This window comes from Paenibacillus xylaniclasticus (assembly GCF_004001065.1).
Lineage (GTDB): Bacteria > Bacillota > Bacilli > Paenibacillales > Paenibacillaceae > Paenibacillus_T > Paenibacillus_T xylaniclasticus.
In genome coordinates this window covers 17,264-37,392 of sequence record NZ_BIML01000039.1, presented here as the reverse complement: position 1 = coordinate 37,392, position 20,129 = coordinate 17,264, and the positions used below count along the sequence as shown (strand labels likewise).

The 20,129-nt window shown below is 48.6% G+C and carries 15 protein-coding genes; 13 read left to right on the top strand and 2 right to left on the bottom strand.

The window, feature by feature from the left end:
* Positions 1–122: 122 nt before the first annotated feature.
* The gene (locus PXY01_RS20540; RefSeq protein ID WP_127572769.1) at positions 123–749 is read right to left on the bottom strand and encodes a TetR/AcrR family transcriptional regulator; all 627 of its coding nucleotides are present in this window, start codon (positions 747–749) and stop codon (positions 123–125) included.
* 168 nt (positions 750–917) lie between these two features.
* Between PXY01_RS20540 and PXY01_RS20535 the strand changes: the two genes are divergently transcribed.
* Both PXY01_RS20535 and bcp read left to right on the top strand, forming a co-directional pair.
* Entirely contained in the window at positions 918–3,161 is a 2,244-nt protein-coding gene (locus PXY01_RS20535) for an MMPL family transporter (RefSeq protein WP_127572767.1), read from the top strand.
* A gap of 207 nt (positions 3,162–3,368) precedes the next feature.
* Entirely contained in the window at positions 3,369–3,872 is a 504-nt protein-coding gene (gene bcp, locus PXY01_RS20530) for a thioredoxin-dependent thiol peroxidase (RefSeq protein ID WP_246028034.1), read from the top strand.
* Positions 3,873–3,955: 83 nt separating this feature from the next.
* On the opposite strand, the gene PXY01_RS20525 is transcribed toward bcp, so the two are convergent.
* Complete coding sequence (locus PXY01_RS20525; RefSeq protein WP_127572763.1) at positions 3,956–5,002, bottom strand: cation diffusion facilitator family transporter; 1,047 nt, start codon at positions 5,000–5,002, stop codon at positions 3,956–3,958.
* 219 nt (positions 5,003–5,221) lie between these two features.
* Here PXY01_RS20525 and PXY01_RS20520 point away from each other — a divergent pair, with 219 nt between their 5' ends.
* From PXY01_RS20520 to PXY01_RS20470, 11 genes are all read left to right on the top strand, one after another.
* Complete coding sequence (locus tag PXY01_RS20520; RefSeq protein WP_127572761.1) at positions 5,222–5,575, top strand: ArsR/SmtB family transcription factor; 354 nt, start codon at positions 5,222–5,224, stop codon at positions 5,573–5,575.
* Between the two features lie 166 nt (positions 5,576–5,741).
* On the top strand, positions 5,742–7,328 hold the full coding sequence (locus PXY01_RS20515; protein WP_127572759.1) for a response regulator transcription factor: 1,587 nt from the start codon (positions 5,742–5,744) through the stop codon (positions 7,326–7,328).
* 54 nt (positions 7,329–7,382) lie between these two features.
* The gene (locus tag PXY01_RS20510) at positions 7,383–9,146 is read left to right on the top strand and encodes a sensor histidine kinase (RefSeq protein WP_127572757.1); all 1,764 of its coding nucleotides are present in this window, start codon (positions 7,383–7,385) and stop codon (positions 9,144–9,146) included.
* Between the two features lie 47 nt (positions 9,147–9,193).
* The gene (locus PXY01_RS20505) at positions 9,194–10,900 is read left to right on the top strand and encodes an ABC transporter substrate-binding protein (protein WP_127572755.1); all 1,707 of its coding nucleotides are present in this window, start codon (positions 9,194–9,196) and stop codon (positions 10,898–10,900) included.
* 108 nt (positions 10,901–11,008) lie between these two features.
* On the top strand, positions 11,009–12,058 hold the full coding sequence (locus tag PXY01_RS20500; protein ID WP_127572753.1) for an endo-1,4-beta-xylanase: 1,050 nt from the start codon (positions 11,009–11,011) through the stop codon (positions 12,056–12,058).
* Positions 12,059–12,841: 783 nt separating this feature from the next.
* Positions 12,842–13,204: a class Ib ribonucleoside-diphosphate reductase assembly flavoprotein NrdI gene (nrdI, locus tag PXY01_RS20495; protein ID WP_127572751.1), complete on the top strand. Its 363-nt coding sequence runs from the start codon at positions 12,842–12,844 to the stop codon at positions 13,202–13,204.
* A complete protein-coding gene (nrdE, locus tag PXY01_RS20490; RefSeq protein ID WP_127572749.1) occupies positions 13,191–15,275 on the top strand; it encodes a class 1b ribonucleoside-diphosphate reductase subunit alpha in 2,085 nt (694 codons plus the stop codon). The genes nrdI and nrdE overlap by 14 nt, the downstream gene beginning before the upstream one ends.
* Positions 15,276–15,334: 59 nt before the next feature.
* Positions 15,335–16,285: a class 1b ribonucleoside-diphosphate reductase subunit beta gene (gene nrdF / locus PXY01_RS20485; protein WP_127572771.1), complete on the top strand. Its 951-nt coding sequence runs from the start codon at positions 15,335–15,337 to the stop codon at positions 16,283–16,285.
* Positions 16,286–16,736: 451 nt separating this feature from the next.
* Positions 16,737–17,273: a MauE/DoxX family redox-associated membrane protein gene (locus tag PXY01_RS20480; protein WP_127572747.1), complete on the top strand. Its 537-nt coding sequence runs from the start codon at positions 16,737–16,739 to the stop codon at positions 17,271–17,273.
* Positions 17,273–17,851, top strand: coding sequence for a TlpA family protein disulfide reductase (locus tag PXY01_RS20475; RefSeq protein WP_127572745.1), 579 nt, complete (start codon positions 17,273–17,275; stop codon positions 17,849–17,851). Before PXY01_RS20480 ends, PXY01_RS20475 begins: the two co-directional genes overlap by 1 nt.
* Before the next feature lie 481 nt (positions 17,852–18,332).
* Positions 18,333–20,123: an ABC transporter ATP-binding protein gene (locus tag PXY01_RS20470; RefSeq protein WP_164744521.1), complete on the top strand. Its 1,791-nt coding sequence runs from the start codon at positions 18,333–18,335 to the stop codon at positions 20,121–20,123.
* Positions 20,124–20,129 lie beyond the last annotated feature (6 nt).

Here is a 20,129-nt window from a genome sequence, read left to right as displayed (position 1 = left end):
AAAGTGTGTCGTCAATAGATTACCGCGTATGGAGCAAACGAATGACTGTAAAGAAACGTCAACGCGCGCCTTTGTCGTCGGATTGCTTCCTAATAATTTCAGAGCAATCCGACCCCGACGAACTACCGCTCCGGGGCAACGCCGTCCCAGAACAAGTCAATCAGCATCTTCGCGAGCTCTGGAGTTGAATGCGCGGCTTGGGCGGATTTGATAAGAGACGGGCGGTTGCCGAGCATCAGCAGCGCGGTTAGCGCATGTGACAGCAGCAGTGGATTGGCTTGTCGGAGCTGGCCGCTGTCCATCGCCGCGCGGAAATGCGCAGACAGTACGTCGTGTATGCCATGTTCTGCTTGTCGAATACGAAGCAGCTGCTCTTCGCTTAGATGCGGAGAGGCATCCTTCATAAGCGATTCAAAATCTATATGATGAGCGGACATTTTGGCAACGGCGAGACGTTCTAATCCGTTGCGAATATCGGGGGCATCCTTCAACGCCTTCTCTGTGTCGCTGCGCGCGCGGGATAGAATCCAGACGAGCGACTCTGTAAACAGCTCTGCTTTGTTAGCAAAATGGTAATACAACGACGCTTTGGTCACTTCACATCCTTGTGCGATTTGATTAAGCGAGACTGGCTCATAGCCGTACTCCATGAATAAGCGGGCGGCATGTATAATAATGGTCTCATTGGTCGGACAATGCTGATCGGATCGCTTCGGACGGCCAAGCGGTTTGCGTTTTGGGGATTTCACGATGTCTCACACCTTTGTCTGCATTGAAGAGTTCTTTTTCAGTTGTTGTTAATTAACCAACCGGTATATATAATTATTATATCACCGATTAACGAATCATTCGAATCAGTGATTCGTTCTACTGAAAGAAAGACGATATTCATATCATGCGAGGGAGTGGAATAGCGAATGAACTTTATTAACCGAATAAGCGGTCTCGTGACCGACAGAAGAGGGCGGTGGATAACGCTTCTTGTATGGCTAGTGCTGGCTGGGATTCTATCGATGGCACTGCCTGGGACCTCTGATGAGGTGGTGAATAACGCTCAGAACTTGAGCAACTTAAAGCCATCCATGCAGGCGGCAGCGATTGACGAACGTGAGTTTCCGAATGAGAGCGGGGTTCCCGCACTGCTCGTGCTGCACCGGGAAGGCGGACTGACGCCGGAGGATCTCGGGCAAGTCCAGAAGCTGGCTGCACGGTGGACAACTGACCCGTTGCCGAACCAGAAGGCAGTACCGCCGTTTGACAAGCTGCCGCTTCCAGCATTAAGCGAGCAATTGTCCGAAGACGGCAGCACGATTATCGTTCCGGTTACCTTCGAGGTGAATACGGTGACGGAGCAGCTGGAGCTCGGCCTCGATCGGCTGCGTGAAGATGTAACTGCGGCATTCGGCGGAGAGCCGTTTGAGACGGCAACGGACAAGCCGGCAGACCTAAGCGCCCGCATCACCGGTCCTGTCGGTATCCAAGTCGACGCGACGGGCCTGTTCAAGAATGCCGACATGTCGCTGCTGATGGCGACCGTACTTCTCGTGCTTATTATTTTGCTGCTGATCTATCGCTCGCCTATATTGGCCTTCATCCCACTGGTTGCGGTCGGTTTTGCATATATGGTCGTCGGTCCGATTCTCGGCGCTATGGCGCATGAGGGATGGATCGCGATCGATTCGCAAGGCATCTCGATTATGACCGTGCTGCTGTTCGGTGCGGGTACCGACTATTGCTTATTCCTAATCTCACATTTCCGTGATCGGCTCAGCCTCGAACGGGATAAAAAGAGTGCGCTGCTGCAGGCAATGACTGGCTCATCTGGCGCTATTGCGATGAGCGGCCTAACGGTCGTGCTCTCCTTGCTTGCACTTCTGTTCACGGAATATGGCGCGTATCAACGGTTCGCAATTCCATTTAGCTTGTCGATTTTTATTATGGCACTTGCAAGCTTGACGCTTGTGCCGGCGCTGCTTGCTATATTCGGACGCACCTCATTCTATCCGTTCGTGCCGCGCACGCCGGATATGATTGCGGAACGTGCACAACGCAAAGGAAGGCCTATTCCTGCAATTAAACCTGTGAAGAAGGAAGGCGCAATCGGCCGTCTTGTCGTCCGCCGTCCATGGGCGGTTGTGCTGTCAACCGTCATTGTGCTGGGCGTGTTGGCTGGATTCTCCTCACAGCTTAAAGTGACGTTCGATATTTTGTCTTCATTCCCGAGCAACATGGAGTCGAGAGAAGGCTTCGCCGTAATCGGCGAGGAGTTCACTGAGGGAAGTCTGGCACCAGTACGAGTCATCATCGATACAGATGGCAGCGATGCTGAGCTGGTGCGACAGCAGCTATCTACGCTGCCGTACGTAGCGAAAGTGTCGAATCTGGAGCAGGGAAGCAGTGACCCGGACATCTACGCGATGGATGTCAGCTTGACGATGAATCCTTATTCGCAGGAAGCGATGGATCTCATTCCGGAGCTGCGCGAAGAGACGATGGCGGTGCTCGCAGCGGCTGGTAATGGGGGATTGACGGCAGATCGGGTATGGATCGGTGGTCAGACGGCAGAGCAGTACGATGCGAAGGCGACAGGTGACCGCGATACGCGCGTCATTATCCCGATCGTCATCGGACTGATCACGCTGCTGCTTCTTGGTTATTTGCGCTCGATCGTTGCGACGGCGTATTTGATCGGAACGGTCGTGCTGTCTTATTTTGCCGCGCTGGGATCAGGCTGGATTATTATTCATTATGTCCTTGGTGCCGATGCGATATCGGGCTCGATTCCGCTCTATTCGTTCGTGTTCCTTGTTGCGTTGGGTGAGGACTATAATATATTCATGATCTCAAGCATTTGGAAGAAGAGAAAGCATATGTCGCTCTCCCGCGCAATCAGCGAAGGCGTGAAGGAGACGGGCTCGGTCATTACGTCGGCCGGTATCATTCTGGCTGGTACGTTCGCGGTGCTCGCGTCGCTGCCAATTCAGGTGCTTGTTCATTTCGGCATTGTGACAGCCGTTGGCGTCCTGCTCGATACGTTCATCGTTCGACCGTTCCTTGTGCCTGCAATTACAGCGCTGTTGGGCCGTGCTGCATTCTGGCCGGGCAAGCATGTACCGGTGGAGGACAGCTCCACGCGAGCGCAAGAGTATGGAAGTAATTGAACGGACTTGATGAATGCTTGACAGCTTCATGAATGAAGACAAGGCTGCCCATTCCGCTTTCGGATCGGCAGCCTTGCTGCATTATGAAATACGATGGTGGAGGAGGGGATATGGAGTAAGGGAAACGCAAGAGAGGCTGATGCGCTGAGAAATTTTATGTATAATGTAGGAATTGATATAGAGTAGATGCACAAGGTGGGATGGGAAGTGGCAGATCGCAAAGGGAACAAGGCGGAGGTTGGCAAGAAAGCGCCGGACTTCACATTGGACAGTTCGGACGGTAAGCCGGTCTCGCTGAGCGATTATATCGGTAAGAAGGTCATTTTATTTTTTTATCCGAAAGATATGACGACCGCATGTACGCAGGAAGCGTGCGATTTTCGTGATTCTCATGAGCAATTCGCAGAGCAGAATGCTGTTATTATTGGAATTAGCACCGACGATGTTGCAAGGCATAACAAATTTATTGCGAAGTACGAGCTGCCGTACGTTCTGTTGGCGGATACAGAGCATCAGGTGTGTGAGCTGTACGGCGTCTGGCAGATGAAGAAGCTGTACGGCCGCGAATATATGGGGCTTGTTCGTTCAACCTTTCTTATTGATGAGAAAGGCGAGCTTATACAAGAATGGCGTAACATTCGAGTTAAGGGCCATGCAGAGCAAGTGCTTGCAGTTGTGTCTGCGGCAGTCAAATCGAAGCACGACTCTTAATGCGATATCCTGAACTGAATAGCCCGGTCGTCCCGATTTCTTTCGCTAATGCAGCGGATGTAACAGGACGGCCGGGTTTTTAATTATATAGTGAATGGTTCATGGAGGGTGTCGGATTTCTCAAGCTGAAGCGTCGCATGTGTGAGTCCGAATTCGGATTTGAGCTTGGCAAGCGCCTCACGCAGTACAAGCTGGCATTCGCTGTCGTCATGGACTAGCAAATGACCGCTAATAGCAGGCATCCCGGACGTAATCGTCCAGATGTGCAGGTCGTGAACATCACGAACGCCGCTAACGCTGAGCAAAGCTCTCTTCACGGTATCCGAATCGATGCCTTCAGGTGCACCTTCCATTAATATATGGATGACGGACTTGAGGATACCCCATGCTCCACGCAGGATGAGGAGGGTGACAAGGATGCTTACGAGCGGATCAACCCAGTTCCAGCCGAATATCGCTACGAGCAAGCCAGCGACGATGGCACCGACAGAGCCGAGCGCATCGCCAAGAATGTGCAAATACGCGGACCGCACGTTCAAGTTATGCTCGACGTCTCCTTTGCGCATCAGCGACCACGCACTGATAAGGTTGGCGAGCAGTCCGACTGAAGCGATGAGCAGCATCGGCAGACCGGAAACCTCCGGCGGTTCGCCGAATCGGTGGAACGCCTCCACCGCAATCATACCGGCGATGACGAATAGCGTTAACGCATTGAACAGCGCAGCTAATATCTCGAACCGGTGAAAACCGTACGTTTTGGCAGAGGTGGCTGGCTTGGCTGCGAACCAAAAGGCGACGAGGCTGAGTGCGATTGCAGCTGTATCGCTTAGCATATGGCCGGAATCGCTCAGAAGAGCCAAGGAGTTCGTTATCAAACCGCCGATAAATTCGAGCACCATGATGGCGCCCGTAATAATCAGTGCGATGGTAAGTCCTTTGCGGTTGCCTGAATTGCCGTGCGAATGACCAAGATGTCCGTGGCTGTGCCCATGATGGCCGTGCGCGTGCGAATGTCCGTGATGCGCGTGGCCGTGCCCACGATGGCTGTGCCCATGTGAATGTTCATGTGAGTGTTCGTGTGAATGCTCCTGTCTATGTGAACAGGCTTGATTGTCGGTTGAATTGTTCATCGCGATACCCTCCTGATAAACACATGAATAGTTGCTCATATATTAATCACATGATAGCAGTGATCTAGATCAAATGCAAGGTATTTTGCTAATTCTGTAATGAATGACCAAATAAAACCGGATTTGTTTCCATGCACCCTTAATTAGAAATCTATATGATGACTATTGTCCAAGCTGTTCCATTTCGATGTATAATGGAATCCAGGTGGTGACAAAATCGTGGAAAAATGCGATCCGGTATGCGAAGGGGCCAGCCCGGAAATCGCCGACCAAGTGAAAGCGAATTTGCTTGAGGAGCATTTGGCAGCCTCTATTGCAGACGTATTCAAAGCGTTAGGTGACCCGACCCGCATTAAAATTATTCATGCACTGTCGCAGCATGAGCTATGCGTACACGATCTCACAGTGGTGCTCGGCATGGGTCAATCAGCCATCTCGCATCAGCTTCGTTATTTACGCAACCTGCGCATTGTAAAGCGGCGCAAGGAAGGGAAGACCGTCTATTATTCGTTGGACGACAACCATATTGAACAGCTGTTCGTGCTGACAAGACAGCATCTGGAGCACGATTAATATGTGTGTTGGAAAGCAGCGCTTGCACGCCCAGCCTAGAGCCGGCTATCGCACGAATTGCGTGTATACGATGTAGCATTCGTATGCGGCTCCAGTGCCTGGCGTGCGCTTGCCTCGAGATGTAAGTGCTTTCATCCTATACTATAGTGAGAGAGGAGCCTCGCTCATGCACAGCGCCATACTAGTAGATGACGAACAATTTGTACGCTTAGGATTACGTGCGTTGATCGACTGGGAAGCGGCCGGTTTTCATATTATCGGAGAGGCGGATAACGGGGAAGATGCACTTGCGTTAATTGACCGATTAAAGCCGGATTTGGTTGTAACGGACATTCGAATGCCGGTACTAGATGGATTGGAGCTGATTCGCAGAACACGTGCCGGTCAGAGCACTTTAGAAGGTTCAGCGACTAGCTTCATTATTATTAGCGGCTTTGACGATTTCAAATATGCGCAGCAGGCGGTTCGATATGGAGTGAGCGATTTCCTGCTGAAGCCGATCGATGAAAAGGAACTGACCAGCGCGCTGAAGCGGCTCGATGAGGAATTGAGCCGGGATAAGGTGCTCCGTGGGAAGAAGGAGCAGCTTGTGAATGGCAGTGTAATGGAGGCGCTTATTAAAGGTGAGATGAGCGAAGCTGAAGTCGATGTATGGGCGGCAAGGCTCGGAATTGAACGAGGAGCGAGGCTCTATTATATGTTTATAGAGCCGAACGATTTGCATCCATGGTACGAGGGAGACATCGTTTCGTTTGATGACGAGCGAATCGTTCATGCGGTTAAGGGAGCATTGATAAGCGTGCTTGGCAGAACGGAAAGCCCGTATGTGCATCGTCATAGGAATCGGTTCGGCGTTGTCATATCGGCTGCCGATCTAGCTTATACAGGCGGGGAGATCGGCCGTTTCGCAGAGCGGCTGTTGTGGGAAGTAGAACAGCGAGTCGATCGTCCCTTCTATATTTATGTCGGCCAGCAGGTCGAAGGGCTCCATATGGTAGGAGCTGCTTACCAGTCTGCGCGGGAAGCGCTGCAGTACAAATATATGGAGGATGAACCTCGAATTATTATTCATCATCCATCTAAGTACGCACCAGCCCCTTTCGTTCATGCCGATCCGCAGCTAATCAAGTCGATGCTTGAGCATCTAGAGGAGCGAAATGCTGAGGAGCTGCAGCAAGCGATCGATGCACTATTCGAGCAGTTTCGGGCGAAGCGGTTCGTTCCGGCAGCGGTGAAGGCGGCGATTCATCAATGCGTATCGGGCATCGTTAGCGTTCTGCAGAGCGTAGAAGTTGACGCTATGGAGATGAATTCGGCGGAGCCGATTATCAGCTGGCACGATTTGAATTTGACGCCTTCGGAGCTTAAGCGGCTGTTTCAGGCATTCGTAGCCGAGAGCGCAGGACAGTTAGCGAGCCGGCGCAAGGAGCTCGCCAAAGGCGGGGTTCAGAAGGTAAAGGCGTTTATTGAGGCCAACTATCGAGAGAACATGAGTCTGAAGAGCATTGCAGCCCGTTTTTTTATGAACCCGGTCTATCTGGGTCAGCTGTTTAAAAAAACGTACGGCGTCTATTTCAACGATTTCCTGCTGCAGCTGCGGGTTGAGGAGGCGAAGCGGCTGCTGCGCAAGACGGATTTGCGCATCTATGAGGTAGCCGAACAGGTCGGCTTCAATAACGCGGATTACTTCGTCACGCAGTTCGAGAAGCTGGAACGTATGACGCCTTCAGAATACCGCAATAAGCTGCTGTGAGCCGTCTTGTACATGCTATCTTTTATTATTGCGTAATTTTGAGGAGAACGAGCCATGAAGCTTCGTTTGGACAACATTCGCTTGCGCAACAAAATGCTTATTGTTTATCTATTGTCGGTATTTACCCCTATTTTTCTGACCAATCTGATTTTCTATACCGTCACGAGTGACAATGTCAAAAATCAACGGATGAAGGACATCTCGCGAGCGGTAGAGCAGATAAGAAGCGAGTTTCGCTCGGAGATCGAGGATGCGGTCGGAATCTCGTCTGTCTTCTATACTGATCATTTGCTGAATGAAACGTTGGAGCACAGCTATGAGCAGCCTGCCGAATACGTTGAAGCCTATGACTCTTACTTACGGCGCATGCTGAACAGCTACGGTCCTGTCTATCATTCGGTTAATTCGATTACGATATACGTCGATAATCCAACGATTCTGCCTTCAGGGGGGATTGAGCGCCTTACTAACTATGTTAGTGAGCAGGAATGGTATAACGCTATTATGAACAATAAGATATCCCGTCCGGTCATTCTCCGTACCGGTACGGGGGACAGCAAGGATACAATTAGCATCGTACGCAAGCTCGATTATTATGTAGCACAGAACCAATATCAGAAGCTGTTAAAAATTGATCTTAAGAACGATGCGATTGTACAAATTTTCGGAAACTTAAATTTACAAGGTAGTATTTATCTAATTGACGATAAGGGCTATGTGAACTACACAACGGATGCACGAATCGATTGGCTCAGAGAGAAGGTTTCGTTCGATTCGATTTCGCAGCCGGTTCGCACCATTCAAGTCGAGTCGGATTACGAATCGTACAACTATTTGTCCGGATGGAGAATTGTTGCGACGATTGAAGAGAGCGAGGTCATTCAAACCGTCAAAAAATCCCGCACCTTCGTCGTGCTGCTAGCTGCACTGAATTTATTATTCGCTACTATTGTTATCGTCTGGATTACCCGTTCGCTTGTCGTCCGGCTTGGGTTTATTCTTCGTTATATGAAGAGGGTTAAAAACCAGCAGTTTGATCTTATCCAGCATGAGATGGCGAATGACGAAATCGGGCAATTAACCAGCGAATTCAACCGAATGACGACACAGATCGAACGTCTAATTAACGATGTGTATGTCGCTGATATCCAGAAGAAGGATCTCGAGCTGCAGAATCGTCATGTACAGCTGAATGCACTGCAGAGTCAAATTAATCCGCACTTTCTGTTCAATACATTAGAGACGATTCGAATGAGGAGTCTTATTAAGCGTGAGGATGAGACGGCCCGGATTATTCATAATATGGCCAAAATTTTTCGAAACTCTCTTACCTGGACTAAAGATATGGTTAATGTGCAGGAGGAGCTTGGATTTATCAACTGCTTTTTGGAAATCCAGAAATATCGTTTCGGGGACAGACTGACTTATCATATCGACATCGACGAGCGCGCTTACGAATGTATGGTGCCGAAGATGACGTTTCTGCCGTTCGTCGAGAACGCAAGCATCCATGGCATTGAGCCGCTTAAGCATGGCGGCACGATCAATATGACGATAAAGGTAGAAGACCAGGAGCTAGTGTGCGAAATTGTAGATAACGGTGTCGGGATGAGTGAGGATAAGGTGGCGAAGCTGTATAGGTATTTGGATTCAGATGAGGAAATGGGTGACCGGATCGGTATTCAAAATGTGATTTATCGTCTTAAGCTGTATTATGGAACGGGCTTCCGTTTTCAAATCGACAGTGGAGAGGGCAGAGGGACCGCTATTCGTATCGTCACGCCGATTGACGAGCATACGAGCCTCGCGGTCGGTTAACCGAAGGAATGCACTCGGCAGACTTAGAAGCCGGATATTGGATTTGCATGACCAAGAAGGAGTGGGTAAGTGTGATGGCTCGCACATTAAGATTTATTATCGTGCTGCTGGCCGTCGTGATTATAGCGTCGCTGCTGGCCTCATGTTCAAAGTCTTCGAACAGCTCAGGGATTGAGCCGGTTACATTCACTTATTTCAACGCTGCTCCAGGTGAAGATATCAACACGAATGAGACGACGATCGGAGCTATTCTGGAGAAACAGACCGGCGTGAATTTCAAAGTGGAGCATTTGGTCGGCGATCTTAATACGAAGATCGTCGAAATGATTGTGAGCGGAGAATATCCAGATGTTATTGTGCCGGATGTAGCGATAGACAAGCTGGTCGCGGCGGGAGCTTTTCGTTCGTTGAACGACCTGATCGATCAATACGGCCCGAATATTAAACGTGTATACGGTCCTTATTTTAACCAAATGAAAGCGAAGGACGGTAACATCTATTTCTTGCCGTTTAGTCCCATTGTCGGCAAGTACAACCCGAGCACCTCGATTGAACAATCGGCGTTCTGGATTCAAAGACGCGTCTTAAAGGAGTATAATTATCCACAGATTAAGACTCTTGATGAATATTTTGATCTTATTAGAAGGTACGCAGAAGACCATCCTGATCCCAACCTGATCGGGTTTCAAGCTCTTACCGACTTGGACCGCTTCTACACGCTGACGAATGCAGCTATGCATTTGGGCGGCTATCCGAACGATGGCAGCGTGATTGTCGATATGGAGACGCATAAGGCGACCGATTACGGGGCTGGTCCCTTGATGAAGCGATGGATGAAGAAGCTTAATGAAGTGAATGCGCAAAATCTGTTCAGCAAATCATCATTCGTCGATAGCTACGATCAATATTTGGAGAAGCTTGCCTCTGGCCATGTATTAGGCTTTTTTGACTACCAGTGGCAGGTTGCCGATGCATTCCGGGAAATTCGTATAAAGTCGAGAAGCTCAGGTAGCGATGATCTCGATTATATGCCGCTTCCGATCGTGTTTGACGAGAATATAGTTGATCAGTATATTGACCTTCCAACATTCGTCAACAACCGAGGGATTGGTATTTCGGTCAGCGCAAGCGATCCGGTCCGAATTATAAAGTTTTTCGACAATTTGTTGACGGACGATAATCAGCGGCTTTCCAATTGGGGGATTGAAGGCGAAACGTACAGCGTTACCAAAGAGGGGCGGTACTACCGCAATACAGAACAGAGCAAGTATGTGTACACCGAGTCGTTCCGTAAGTCGTTCGGCTTCTCGCTGTTCGAATATAATTGGCCTCGCTATGGCAGCGGTTCCTCTCTGGCAGATGGCAATTCTGTCAACGTCGGACGGCAGCCGGAAGTCGCTTCTGTAGCATATAGCGAAGGCGATAAGCTGATCCTGAATCGATATGGCGTGAAGACGTTCACTGAGCTGTTCGCTGATCCACTCTACCGGCCTTGGTTTCCGGCATGGAGTATCCCGATTGAACCAGGATCGGAAGTGCAGTTGTTCGTCCAGAAGAAGAGCGACCTGCAGCGTAAATATATGCCGAAGCTTGTTTTATCGAAGCCGGAGGAGTTCGAAGAGCTGTGGCAGGAGTACGTTACGGAATTTAATAAGCTGGAAGTTGGCGTGTACGAGCGATATATGACAGAGGAAGTACAGCGCAGAATCGACCTGGTGGAAGGCAAATCTTCCATTACAGAGGGTGTTGCTTGACGGCGAGATATGGTATTTTGGTAGTGCGACCTATACTCTGGTTGATATTTCATGTATTTGTAAGCGTTTATACTGGATACGACAGCATTTTGGGGAGGCATTCTACTAATGGTGAACAAGACGGGTATCACTAGAGCAACTGTAGAACAGATCAAGAGCGAGCCAAGTCTGCGAGAGCTGTACCACAATCATTTTCGCATCGGCGCAGCGGTGAATATCCGCACAATCGATAGCCAGCGCGACCTGCTGCTGCATCATTTCAACAGTATTACCGCAGAGAACGAAATGAAATTTGAAAGCGTTCATCCGGCTGAGGATGTTTATACATTCGAGCAAGCAGACCATATTGCAGCGCTTGCGAAGGAGAATAATATTGCGCTGCGCGGCCACGCACTTGTCTGGCATAACCAGACTTCGAAATGGGTGTTCGAGAATGCGGACGGCGGACTGGTCGATAAGGCAACGCTGTTTGCCCGCATGAAATCGCATATCGATACCGTTGTTGGCCGCTATAAGGGGCAAATCTACGCTTGGGACGTCGTCAATGAAGCCGTGTCCGAGGAAGAAGGAGAGCTGCTGCGCCAGTCGAAGTGGCTTCAGATCGGAGGACCAGAATTTATTGAGCACGCTTTCCGGTATGCGCATGAGGCAGATCCGAACGCACTGCTTTTCTACAACGACTACAATGAATGTGGATCGGTGAAACGGGACAAAATTTATACGCTTATCAAGTCTCTCTTGGACAAGGACGTTCCAATTCACGGCATCGGTCTTCAATCGCATTGGGGGCCGACTGATCCTTCGGAGGACGACATTCGCGCAGCAATTGAACGCTATGCTTCGCTTGGGCTGCGGCTTCATATTACGGAAATGGACATTTCCGTCTTCGAATGGGAGGACCGTCGCACCGATTTGGTTGCACCGACTGTTGAGATGCAGGAGCGCCATGCTGAACGTTATGAGATGGCATTCCGCCTGTTTAATGAATATAAAGATGTTATAGACTGCGTGACGTTCTGGGGAATTTCGGATGACTACACATGGCTTGATTATTTTCCTGCCAGGGGTCGTAAAAACTGGCCGTTCCTGTTCGACGTGAATCATCAGACGAAGGACTCGTTCCGCCGTGTAGCAGCGCTCGTACAGAACGGACGCTAGAGTCGAATTACGCTATAGAACACTTATAACAGCCAATCGATCCGTTCGACGGATTGATTGGCTGTATTTTATTTATCGGATTGTATAGCATAATTAATACCTATAGAAATTTTTTATACAATTTGAATAGTCTATTTTGGATATTATGGTAGGCTGAACGGGTGTCTCTGAATACTTGAATGGATGATGCGCTGTGTACCGAAAATAACAAATACAGAGTGCATTATCGTACAACACACCTAAAAGCAAGTTCCTTCCAGAGGACGATTCTCTTGTATGAGTCTATACCTTGTCCACAAAACATACACAACCTATACACTGAAGTTAACTCCGTAGTCCACCATATGATCATAAACCGGTCACCTCTCGTATCGCTTACGTTCTTGGCACAGATTAATTCTTTTGAAGATCGGATGTCCACATTATCCACATAATCAGACGGCATGTCGGAGAGTAATCTTGAGTTGAAAATGTATCTGTTTTTCACAGAAAGAGGGTATACATATTTATGAAAAACAGCCCTAATTTTCATTCATATCCATGCTCCATGAATCGACATTGGATGGCTAATCTTAGATTGTAGATACAGAAAAGTCAGACAAAACCGGGACCCCTTATCCTGCTTGGGCTCGTCCATTGTCAAGTGTTTTTTATTGCCATTTGAAGGGACGGCACCATTGACACGCACAATATATAGTTATATTATTGTCTCAGCCATTCTACATATTGATTTTAATAGAGTTAGCAGCCGCAATGGCCGCAAGATCTGGAGGGTATAGAAACATGCTGGTTGTGTATAATTCGAGGACAGGTAACGTGCGTCGCTTTGTCGAAAAATTGAATATGAAGTCGTTGTCTTTAGATAACGCCGACATGACGGTAGACGAACCATTCGTACTCATTACGTTCACGACCGGATTCGGACAAGTGCCGGATCAAGTAGAGAAGTTTCTGAAACGGAACGCCTCCAGATTGAAGGGCGTGTCTGCGAGCGGCAACCGTAATTGGGGCGAAGCGTTCGCCCGCAGCGCGGATGATATCGCAAGACGATATAACGTTCCAATTATTCATAAGTTTGAGCTGTCGGGTACAGGACGGGACGTAGATCTATTTCGACAAGGAGTGAATAGTCTTGCGGCATATTGAGCTCAATAATGAACTGATGCAGCGCGGCGAGGACGGATTCTTCCGTTTGGAGAAGGACCAAGAAGCGGTTGCGGCGTTCATGGAAGAAGTAGCAGCGAAGAGCATGCGCTTTGGCAGCTACACGGAGCAAGTTCAATACATGATTAAGAACGACTTCTATGAAGACGTTTATGCACAATATACAGCGGAGCAAGTGGAAGAGCTGTTCGGTATAACGCACGGCTTCGGATTCCAATTCTCCTCTTACATGGCGGCATCGAAGTTTTATACTGATTATGCGATGAAGAGCGACGACCGCTCGGTCTATCTGGAGCAGTATCCAGACCGGGTCGCGATGGTCGCTCTTCATTTGGGCGCGGGCGATTATGACAAAGCGAAGCGTCTGGCTGCAGCGATGATGGAGCAGCGCGTTCAGCCTGCGACGCCGACGTTCCTTAATGCAGGCAAGAGCCGCCGCGGTGAAATGGTGTCATGCTTCCTGCTGGAGATGGACGATTCGCTTAACTCGATCAACTACGTACTCGGCACATGCATGCAGCTGTCGAAGATTGGCGGCGGCGTAGCGGTCAATCTATCTAAGCTTCGCGGACGCGGAGAACCGATTAAAGGCGTTGAGGGCGCAGCGAAAGGCATCATGCCGGTGCTGAAGCTGATGGAGGACGCATTCTCTTATGCTGACCAGATGGGCCAGCGCAAAGGCTCAGGAGCGGGCTATTATAACATTTTCGGCTGGGACGTTATGGAGTTCCTCGACAGCAAGAAAATTAATGCCGATGAGAAGACACGCCTGAAGACGTTGTCGATCGGCTTGATCGTACCAAACAAGTTCTATGAGCTGGCAGCTCAGAATAAGCCGCTTGTCGTCTTCGGACCGTACTCGGTCTACAAGGCATACGGCGTTCATATGGACGACATGGACTTGGATGAGATGTACGACACTCTGCTCGCGGATGACCGCGTGAAGAAGAAGGCCGTTATGAGCGCGCGAGATATGCTGGTGAAGATCGCGATGATTCAGCTGGAATCGGGCTATCCATATATTATGAACCGCAGCAACGCGAATAAGGATCACGCTCTCAAAGGGATTGGCACAATCAAGATGTCGAACCTATGCACGGAAATATTCCAGCTGCAAGAGACGTCCGAGATTAACGATTACGGCCAAGAAGATATTATCCGCCGCGACATTAGCTGCAATCTGGCGTCGCTTAATATCGTGAACGTTATGGAGCTTGGTAAGATTAAGGAATCTGTCCACGAGGGTATCGAAGGCTTAACATCAGTCAGCGACATGGCGCAAATCGCGAATGCCCCGGGCATTCGTAAAGCGAACGAGGAGCTCCATTCGGTTGGTCTCGGGGCAATGAACCTGAATGGATATCTGGCGAAGAACAAGATCGCGTACGAGAGCGAGGAGGCTCGCGACTTTGCCCGTACGTTCTTTATGATGATGAATTATTACTCGCTTGAGAAGAGCATGATGATTGCCCGCGACCGCGGCGTGACGTTCCATGGCTTCGATAAATCGGAATATGCCAATGGCAACTATTTCGACCGTTATTTGACGACGGATTTCCGTCCGGTAACGGATCGTGCGCGCGCGTTGTTCGGCGACCAGCATATTCCTGGGCCGGAAGATTGGGCACAGCTTAAGGAGCTCGTCATGAAGCATGGTCTATATCATGCCTATCGTCTGGCGATCGCGCCGACACAGAGCATCTCTTACATTCAGAATGCGACGTCGAGCGTAATGCCGGTTGTCGAGCACATTGAGACGCGCACGTATGCGAATTCGACGACGTATTATCCAATGCCGTATCTGGCGAAGGATAACTATTTCTTCTATAAATCGGCGTATCAGATGGACCAATTCAAGGTTATCGATATGATCGCCGAGATCTCGCAGCATATCGACCAAGGAATTTCGACCGTGCTGCATGTCAACAGCAACGTGACGACGCGGGAGTTGGCCCGCTATTATATTTACGCCGCGAAGAAAGGGCTCAAGTCGCTTTATTATACGCGGACGAACCGACTAAGCGTAGAGGAGTGCATCAGCTGCGCCGTCTAATGACGGGCAGCGCAGCTCCTTCCATATAGACTCGAGAGGGACGGTTGAACGAGATGGCGATGGAAGCTGTTAACTGGAACCGGCCGGACGACGACTTTACGTTGACGTTCTGGAACCAGAACATTATGCAATTTTGGACGGACGAGGAGATTCCGCTGTCCGACGACAAAATGTCATGGATCGAGCTGAACGATCAGCAGCGCGAGCTGTATATGAAGGTATTGGGCGGCCTGACGCTGCTCGACACCGTTCAAGGCGGCGTCGGCATTCCGCGGATTGTCGAGCATGTTGACGGACTGCAGCGCAAGGCGGTGCTGTCGTTCATGGGCATGATGGAACAAATCCACGCCAAGTCGTACAGCAGCATCTTCACGACGCTGGCGACGACGGAAGAGATCGACGGCGTATTCGCCTGGGTGAAAAACCATCCGAGACTGCAGAATAAGGCGGAATGGATATCCGAATACTACAAAAATATTAAAACGCCTAAGAGCTTGTATATGGCGCTGACAGCGTCGGTGCTGCTCGAAAGCTACTTGTTCTACAGCGGCTTCTTCTATCCGCTGTTCTTGGCTGGTCAAGGCAAGATGACGAGCAGCGGCGAAATTATTGACCTCATTCTGCGCGACGAGAGCATTCACGGCTTGTATATTGGCGTGCTGGCTCAGGAAATTCATCGGAGCTTGACGCCGGAAGAGCGTCAAGAGGCTGAGGCGGAGCTGAATGCTCTAATTGATAAGCTGCATGCGAACGAGGAGGCTTATACGGATGAGCTGTACACGGCTGTCGGCCTCGCGGACGAAGTACACGCGTATGTGCGGTACAACTGCAACAAAGCGCTCATGAACCTCGGGCTCGATCCGCGTTTCCCGGAGGAAGAGATCAATCCGATCGTCTTCAATGGCATCAACACGCGGACGAAGCAGCATGACTTCTTCTCGAAGAAAGGCAATGGCTACGTTCGGACACTGAATGTAGAAGCGCTGAGGGATGAAGATTTCGAGTTCTAATGAAGCAGTATATAGATAATAGATATGCCGAATAGGCAGCCTGAAGGCCGCCGTTCGTAGGAGCAATCCTGCGGACGGCGTTTTTTTTGTATCGCTACTCCTATGGTGGTGAGCATAAGCTCCGTATGGAATACGCATATTGATGTGAAAAATAACAAACGCAAGTGCCGAGCGATTGATTGCGGCACAACGCAATATAAATTGCGGTGTGCGAAATAACAACGCTTTCAATTGGATGGTTTTGAGAGCATATATTTTAAATCCACCAACTTTGTAGGTACTTACGCCCTATTTAATATAAATTTTTGTTAAAATTATGACGAAAAGACCTAGTCAGTGATTATCAAAATTTTGCGGACTTTTTAGGGAATATTGCGTTGTTTAAGTAAATAAAAGTTTTTATAGTAATAAATAGAAATTTAGTTTGAGGCGTTACTGATAAGGAGGTCATATGCATTACGGTTTAATTGCAACGTATGAGCTAGTCGTTGTGTTCGGTTTTTCGGCATTTATGAAATCGCTTTCTGTGGGGTCATTCGTGGAGACGATGAGACAATTGCAGCTCGGACGATACAGTAAGGCGCTTGCGTTGTTCATAATTGGACTGGAATGGCTAGCCGCGATCATGCTGATCGCTGAGTCAACACGATGGTGCGGACAGGCTGTCGTCGGAATCCTTCTCCTATCTTTTGGATGGGCTTTGTGGCGGGCTAAAGTGCTGAATCGACAGGTTCAGTGCAGCTGCTTCGGTCAGGGCAGTCAGCAATTTCTGGGCCGCGGAACTATTGTACGTATCCTACTTCTTGCGTTGCTGCTAGGTCTTTCTCTCTCCGGTCTTGGTCAAGAATCTGAACCGTTGAGCTGGATAGATCGACTGCTGTCGGCACTAATTGCAGGAGGGATATTCGCGATAGTCTGGTTATCCAACGTTGTTCGTACGGAGTTTAAGGCAGGGAATGTTATGAATAGACGTGAGGAGGTTTCGTAATGGAAACGTTAATGGTCGTTCTATTAAGTATGTTGTGTGTGATCATGATTGCATTAGTTGTACTGGTCGTCATGATGAATCAGAGACTACGGATGATGAGTCAAACAGCTCGGCCGATGCAGCCGGAGCCGCAGCAAACGATGTTATTCGAAGAGCATCATGGCGTTCCGCATGAGACTATATTTCCAGAACTGGAATTTACAGATAAGGATGGCCAAGCTGTCAGTCTCGTTCAACCTGATAAGCAAGGTGTTCTGGCAATATTTACATCGGCAGGATGCAGTACTTGCAAAATGTTATACAAGCCGTTGATGCATTTTCTAAGCGTAAACCCGCAGCTTGGAGCTGTGTTATTGCTGAACGGCTCGCCGCAAGAGCTTAACTCGATAGCGAAAGAATATGAAATAACGATTCCAATAGTGATGGTATCGTCAGATGATATGGCGAGAATGCAGACTCGATATACTCCGTTTGTCTACTATCTCACACCTGACGGAAGAGTGATATCGAAGAGCGTAATCAATTATGAAGACCAATTGGCGTACCTTATTACGAAAAAAATCGACTCAGCAGCTTAATGTGACTGTATTTCTATGAAAGGAGGTGATGCATCATGAGTTGTTCCGTTACAATTGGCAGCTGCGAAGGAAAGCCAAACGAGGCGGACCTCGAACAAGAGCTAATCAAGAGATACTTCTGGGTGGGCTCTATGTTCTGTAACGAGCGAACAGCTCCTATCTGAACCAGCAGCTGCCGTGAAATATAATAATTTAATTTTAGAGGAGGAAATTAATTATGAATTGCGGACTTGTGCATGGTGCTTGCTCGGGTTACTGTAGTTATTATAATTCGGATGGTCAATGGGTAAATACTGCAGCCTATGTTGGATATGTATATTGCAGTGACGGTTCGACCAAATCTATCTCTCACTGCGGCTGCTAATCTTTAAAGATACGATTATACAATTAAGAACATGTACAGGGCGTAAAGCCCTGTACATGTTCTTTTCGAGCTAAGGGGGAAAACCGAATGTTCGTTCAAGGAGGGTTTCAACCTTCAATGAACCAGGAGACTGGGAAGATAAAATTCTCGTTGCCCTCCGTACTGAAGATGATACGTATATTATGGGCGGCATCCCCGATCTTGCTGCTCACTCTGTTGATTATACAACTGCTGATTGCTATTGTGCCCGTAGTTCAGTTGTATTTGACAAAGGAATTAGTTGACAGCGTAACAGAAGTGTTCACTACAGGTTCTAGCATTCGTCCTGTAGTTAGTATTTTGCTGCTGCAGGTTGCTGTCTTGACCATAAATCAACTTATGGCTTTAGCCGATCAATTGATCGGGTTTCGCGTCCAACAGAAGCTGAAGTACGAACTGCAAAATCGAATGATCGATAAAGCAGCCTCGATTCCATTAATTCGATATGACCAAGCGGGCTTCCACGACCATTTGGAACGCACCATGATTAGTATCGAAATGCGCGGCTTTACTCTCTTCACGCTAGGAATATCAATAATTCGAAATGCTGTTACGGTCATTACGATGTTTGGAGTTCTATTTGCTTTTCATTGGATTCTATCCGTAGGTTTATTGATCATGCTGCTTCCGAAAGTTGCCCTATTTATGAATTCGGGCAAAATGCGCTTTATGCACATGTATGCGTTTACACCGACAGTTAGGAAGATGAATTATTATTTGCAATTGCTGACGGGACGTAAAGCGGCGAAGGAAGTTAGAGTATTTGGGTTAACGTCCTACTTAAAGAACAAATGGGAGAATCTATTCATTGAACATACGAGAGAAAGATTTCGTGTAGAGGCCAAGACGGGGCTTCGTCAATCAGTTTCGCAAGTGGTAGATTTTGCTGTCTATGCAGGTGTGATTGCGGTGCTCGTATTTTATGGCCGAGATGGAGGGTTGACGCTGGGGGAATATGTTGCCTTAACGCAGGCGGTGTCAACTATTCAACCGATGATTCATTATATTGGTCAACAAATTGCCTCTATATATGAAGAGTCGCTCTTTATTAAGGATCTTTTTCATTTCATGGAGCTTCCAGAAGAAAGCGATCAAGGAACGAAACCGTTTCCTCAGCGCCTTACGACCGGAATCGAGATTAAGAACTTGGAGTTTCAGTACCAAGACAAGCCTGTATTGAAAAACATTTCGTTTCGAATTAGACCAGGTGAGAAGATTGCTATTGTCGGAGAGAATGGAGCAGGCAAAAGTACGCTCGTGAAATGTATTCTAGGCTTGTATAATCCTACATCCGGCACAATTCGATATGATGGCATCGATCTATCGGATCTAAACCGACAATCGTTATTTCAGCATGTAACCGCAGTATTTCAGGATCATATGGATTATTATTTGACCATTCGCGAGAATATTGGATTTGGCAGTCTTGACCATATTGAAGACGATGCCGCACTGGAGATAGCAGCAAGTAAGACGGGCATTGATCATATGATCCAAGGCTACGCGGACCGTTATGATACGGTAGTCGGTCCTTTCTTCGAAGGAGGACGCGACTTATCTGGCGGGCAGTGGCAGAAGCTGGCGATTAGCCGAGCTTATATGAGGGATGCGAGTATCGTCATTCTGGATGAACCGTCAGCAGCGCTTGATCCGCTCGCAGAGGAGCAGCTTTATCAACAGTTTACTGATCTGATGGGAGATGCCACGACTATTATGGTGTCTCATCGGTTGGGTAGCTGTAAAATGGCAGATCGAATTATTTTATTGAAAGATGGAGCGATCATAGAGGAAGGAAGTCATGAGCAGCTGATGAGCGCTAATGGAGAGTATGCTCAAATGTTCACCGCTCAGGCTAACCGATATGGATAATGGAAC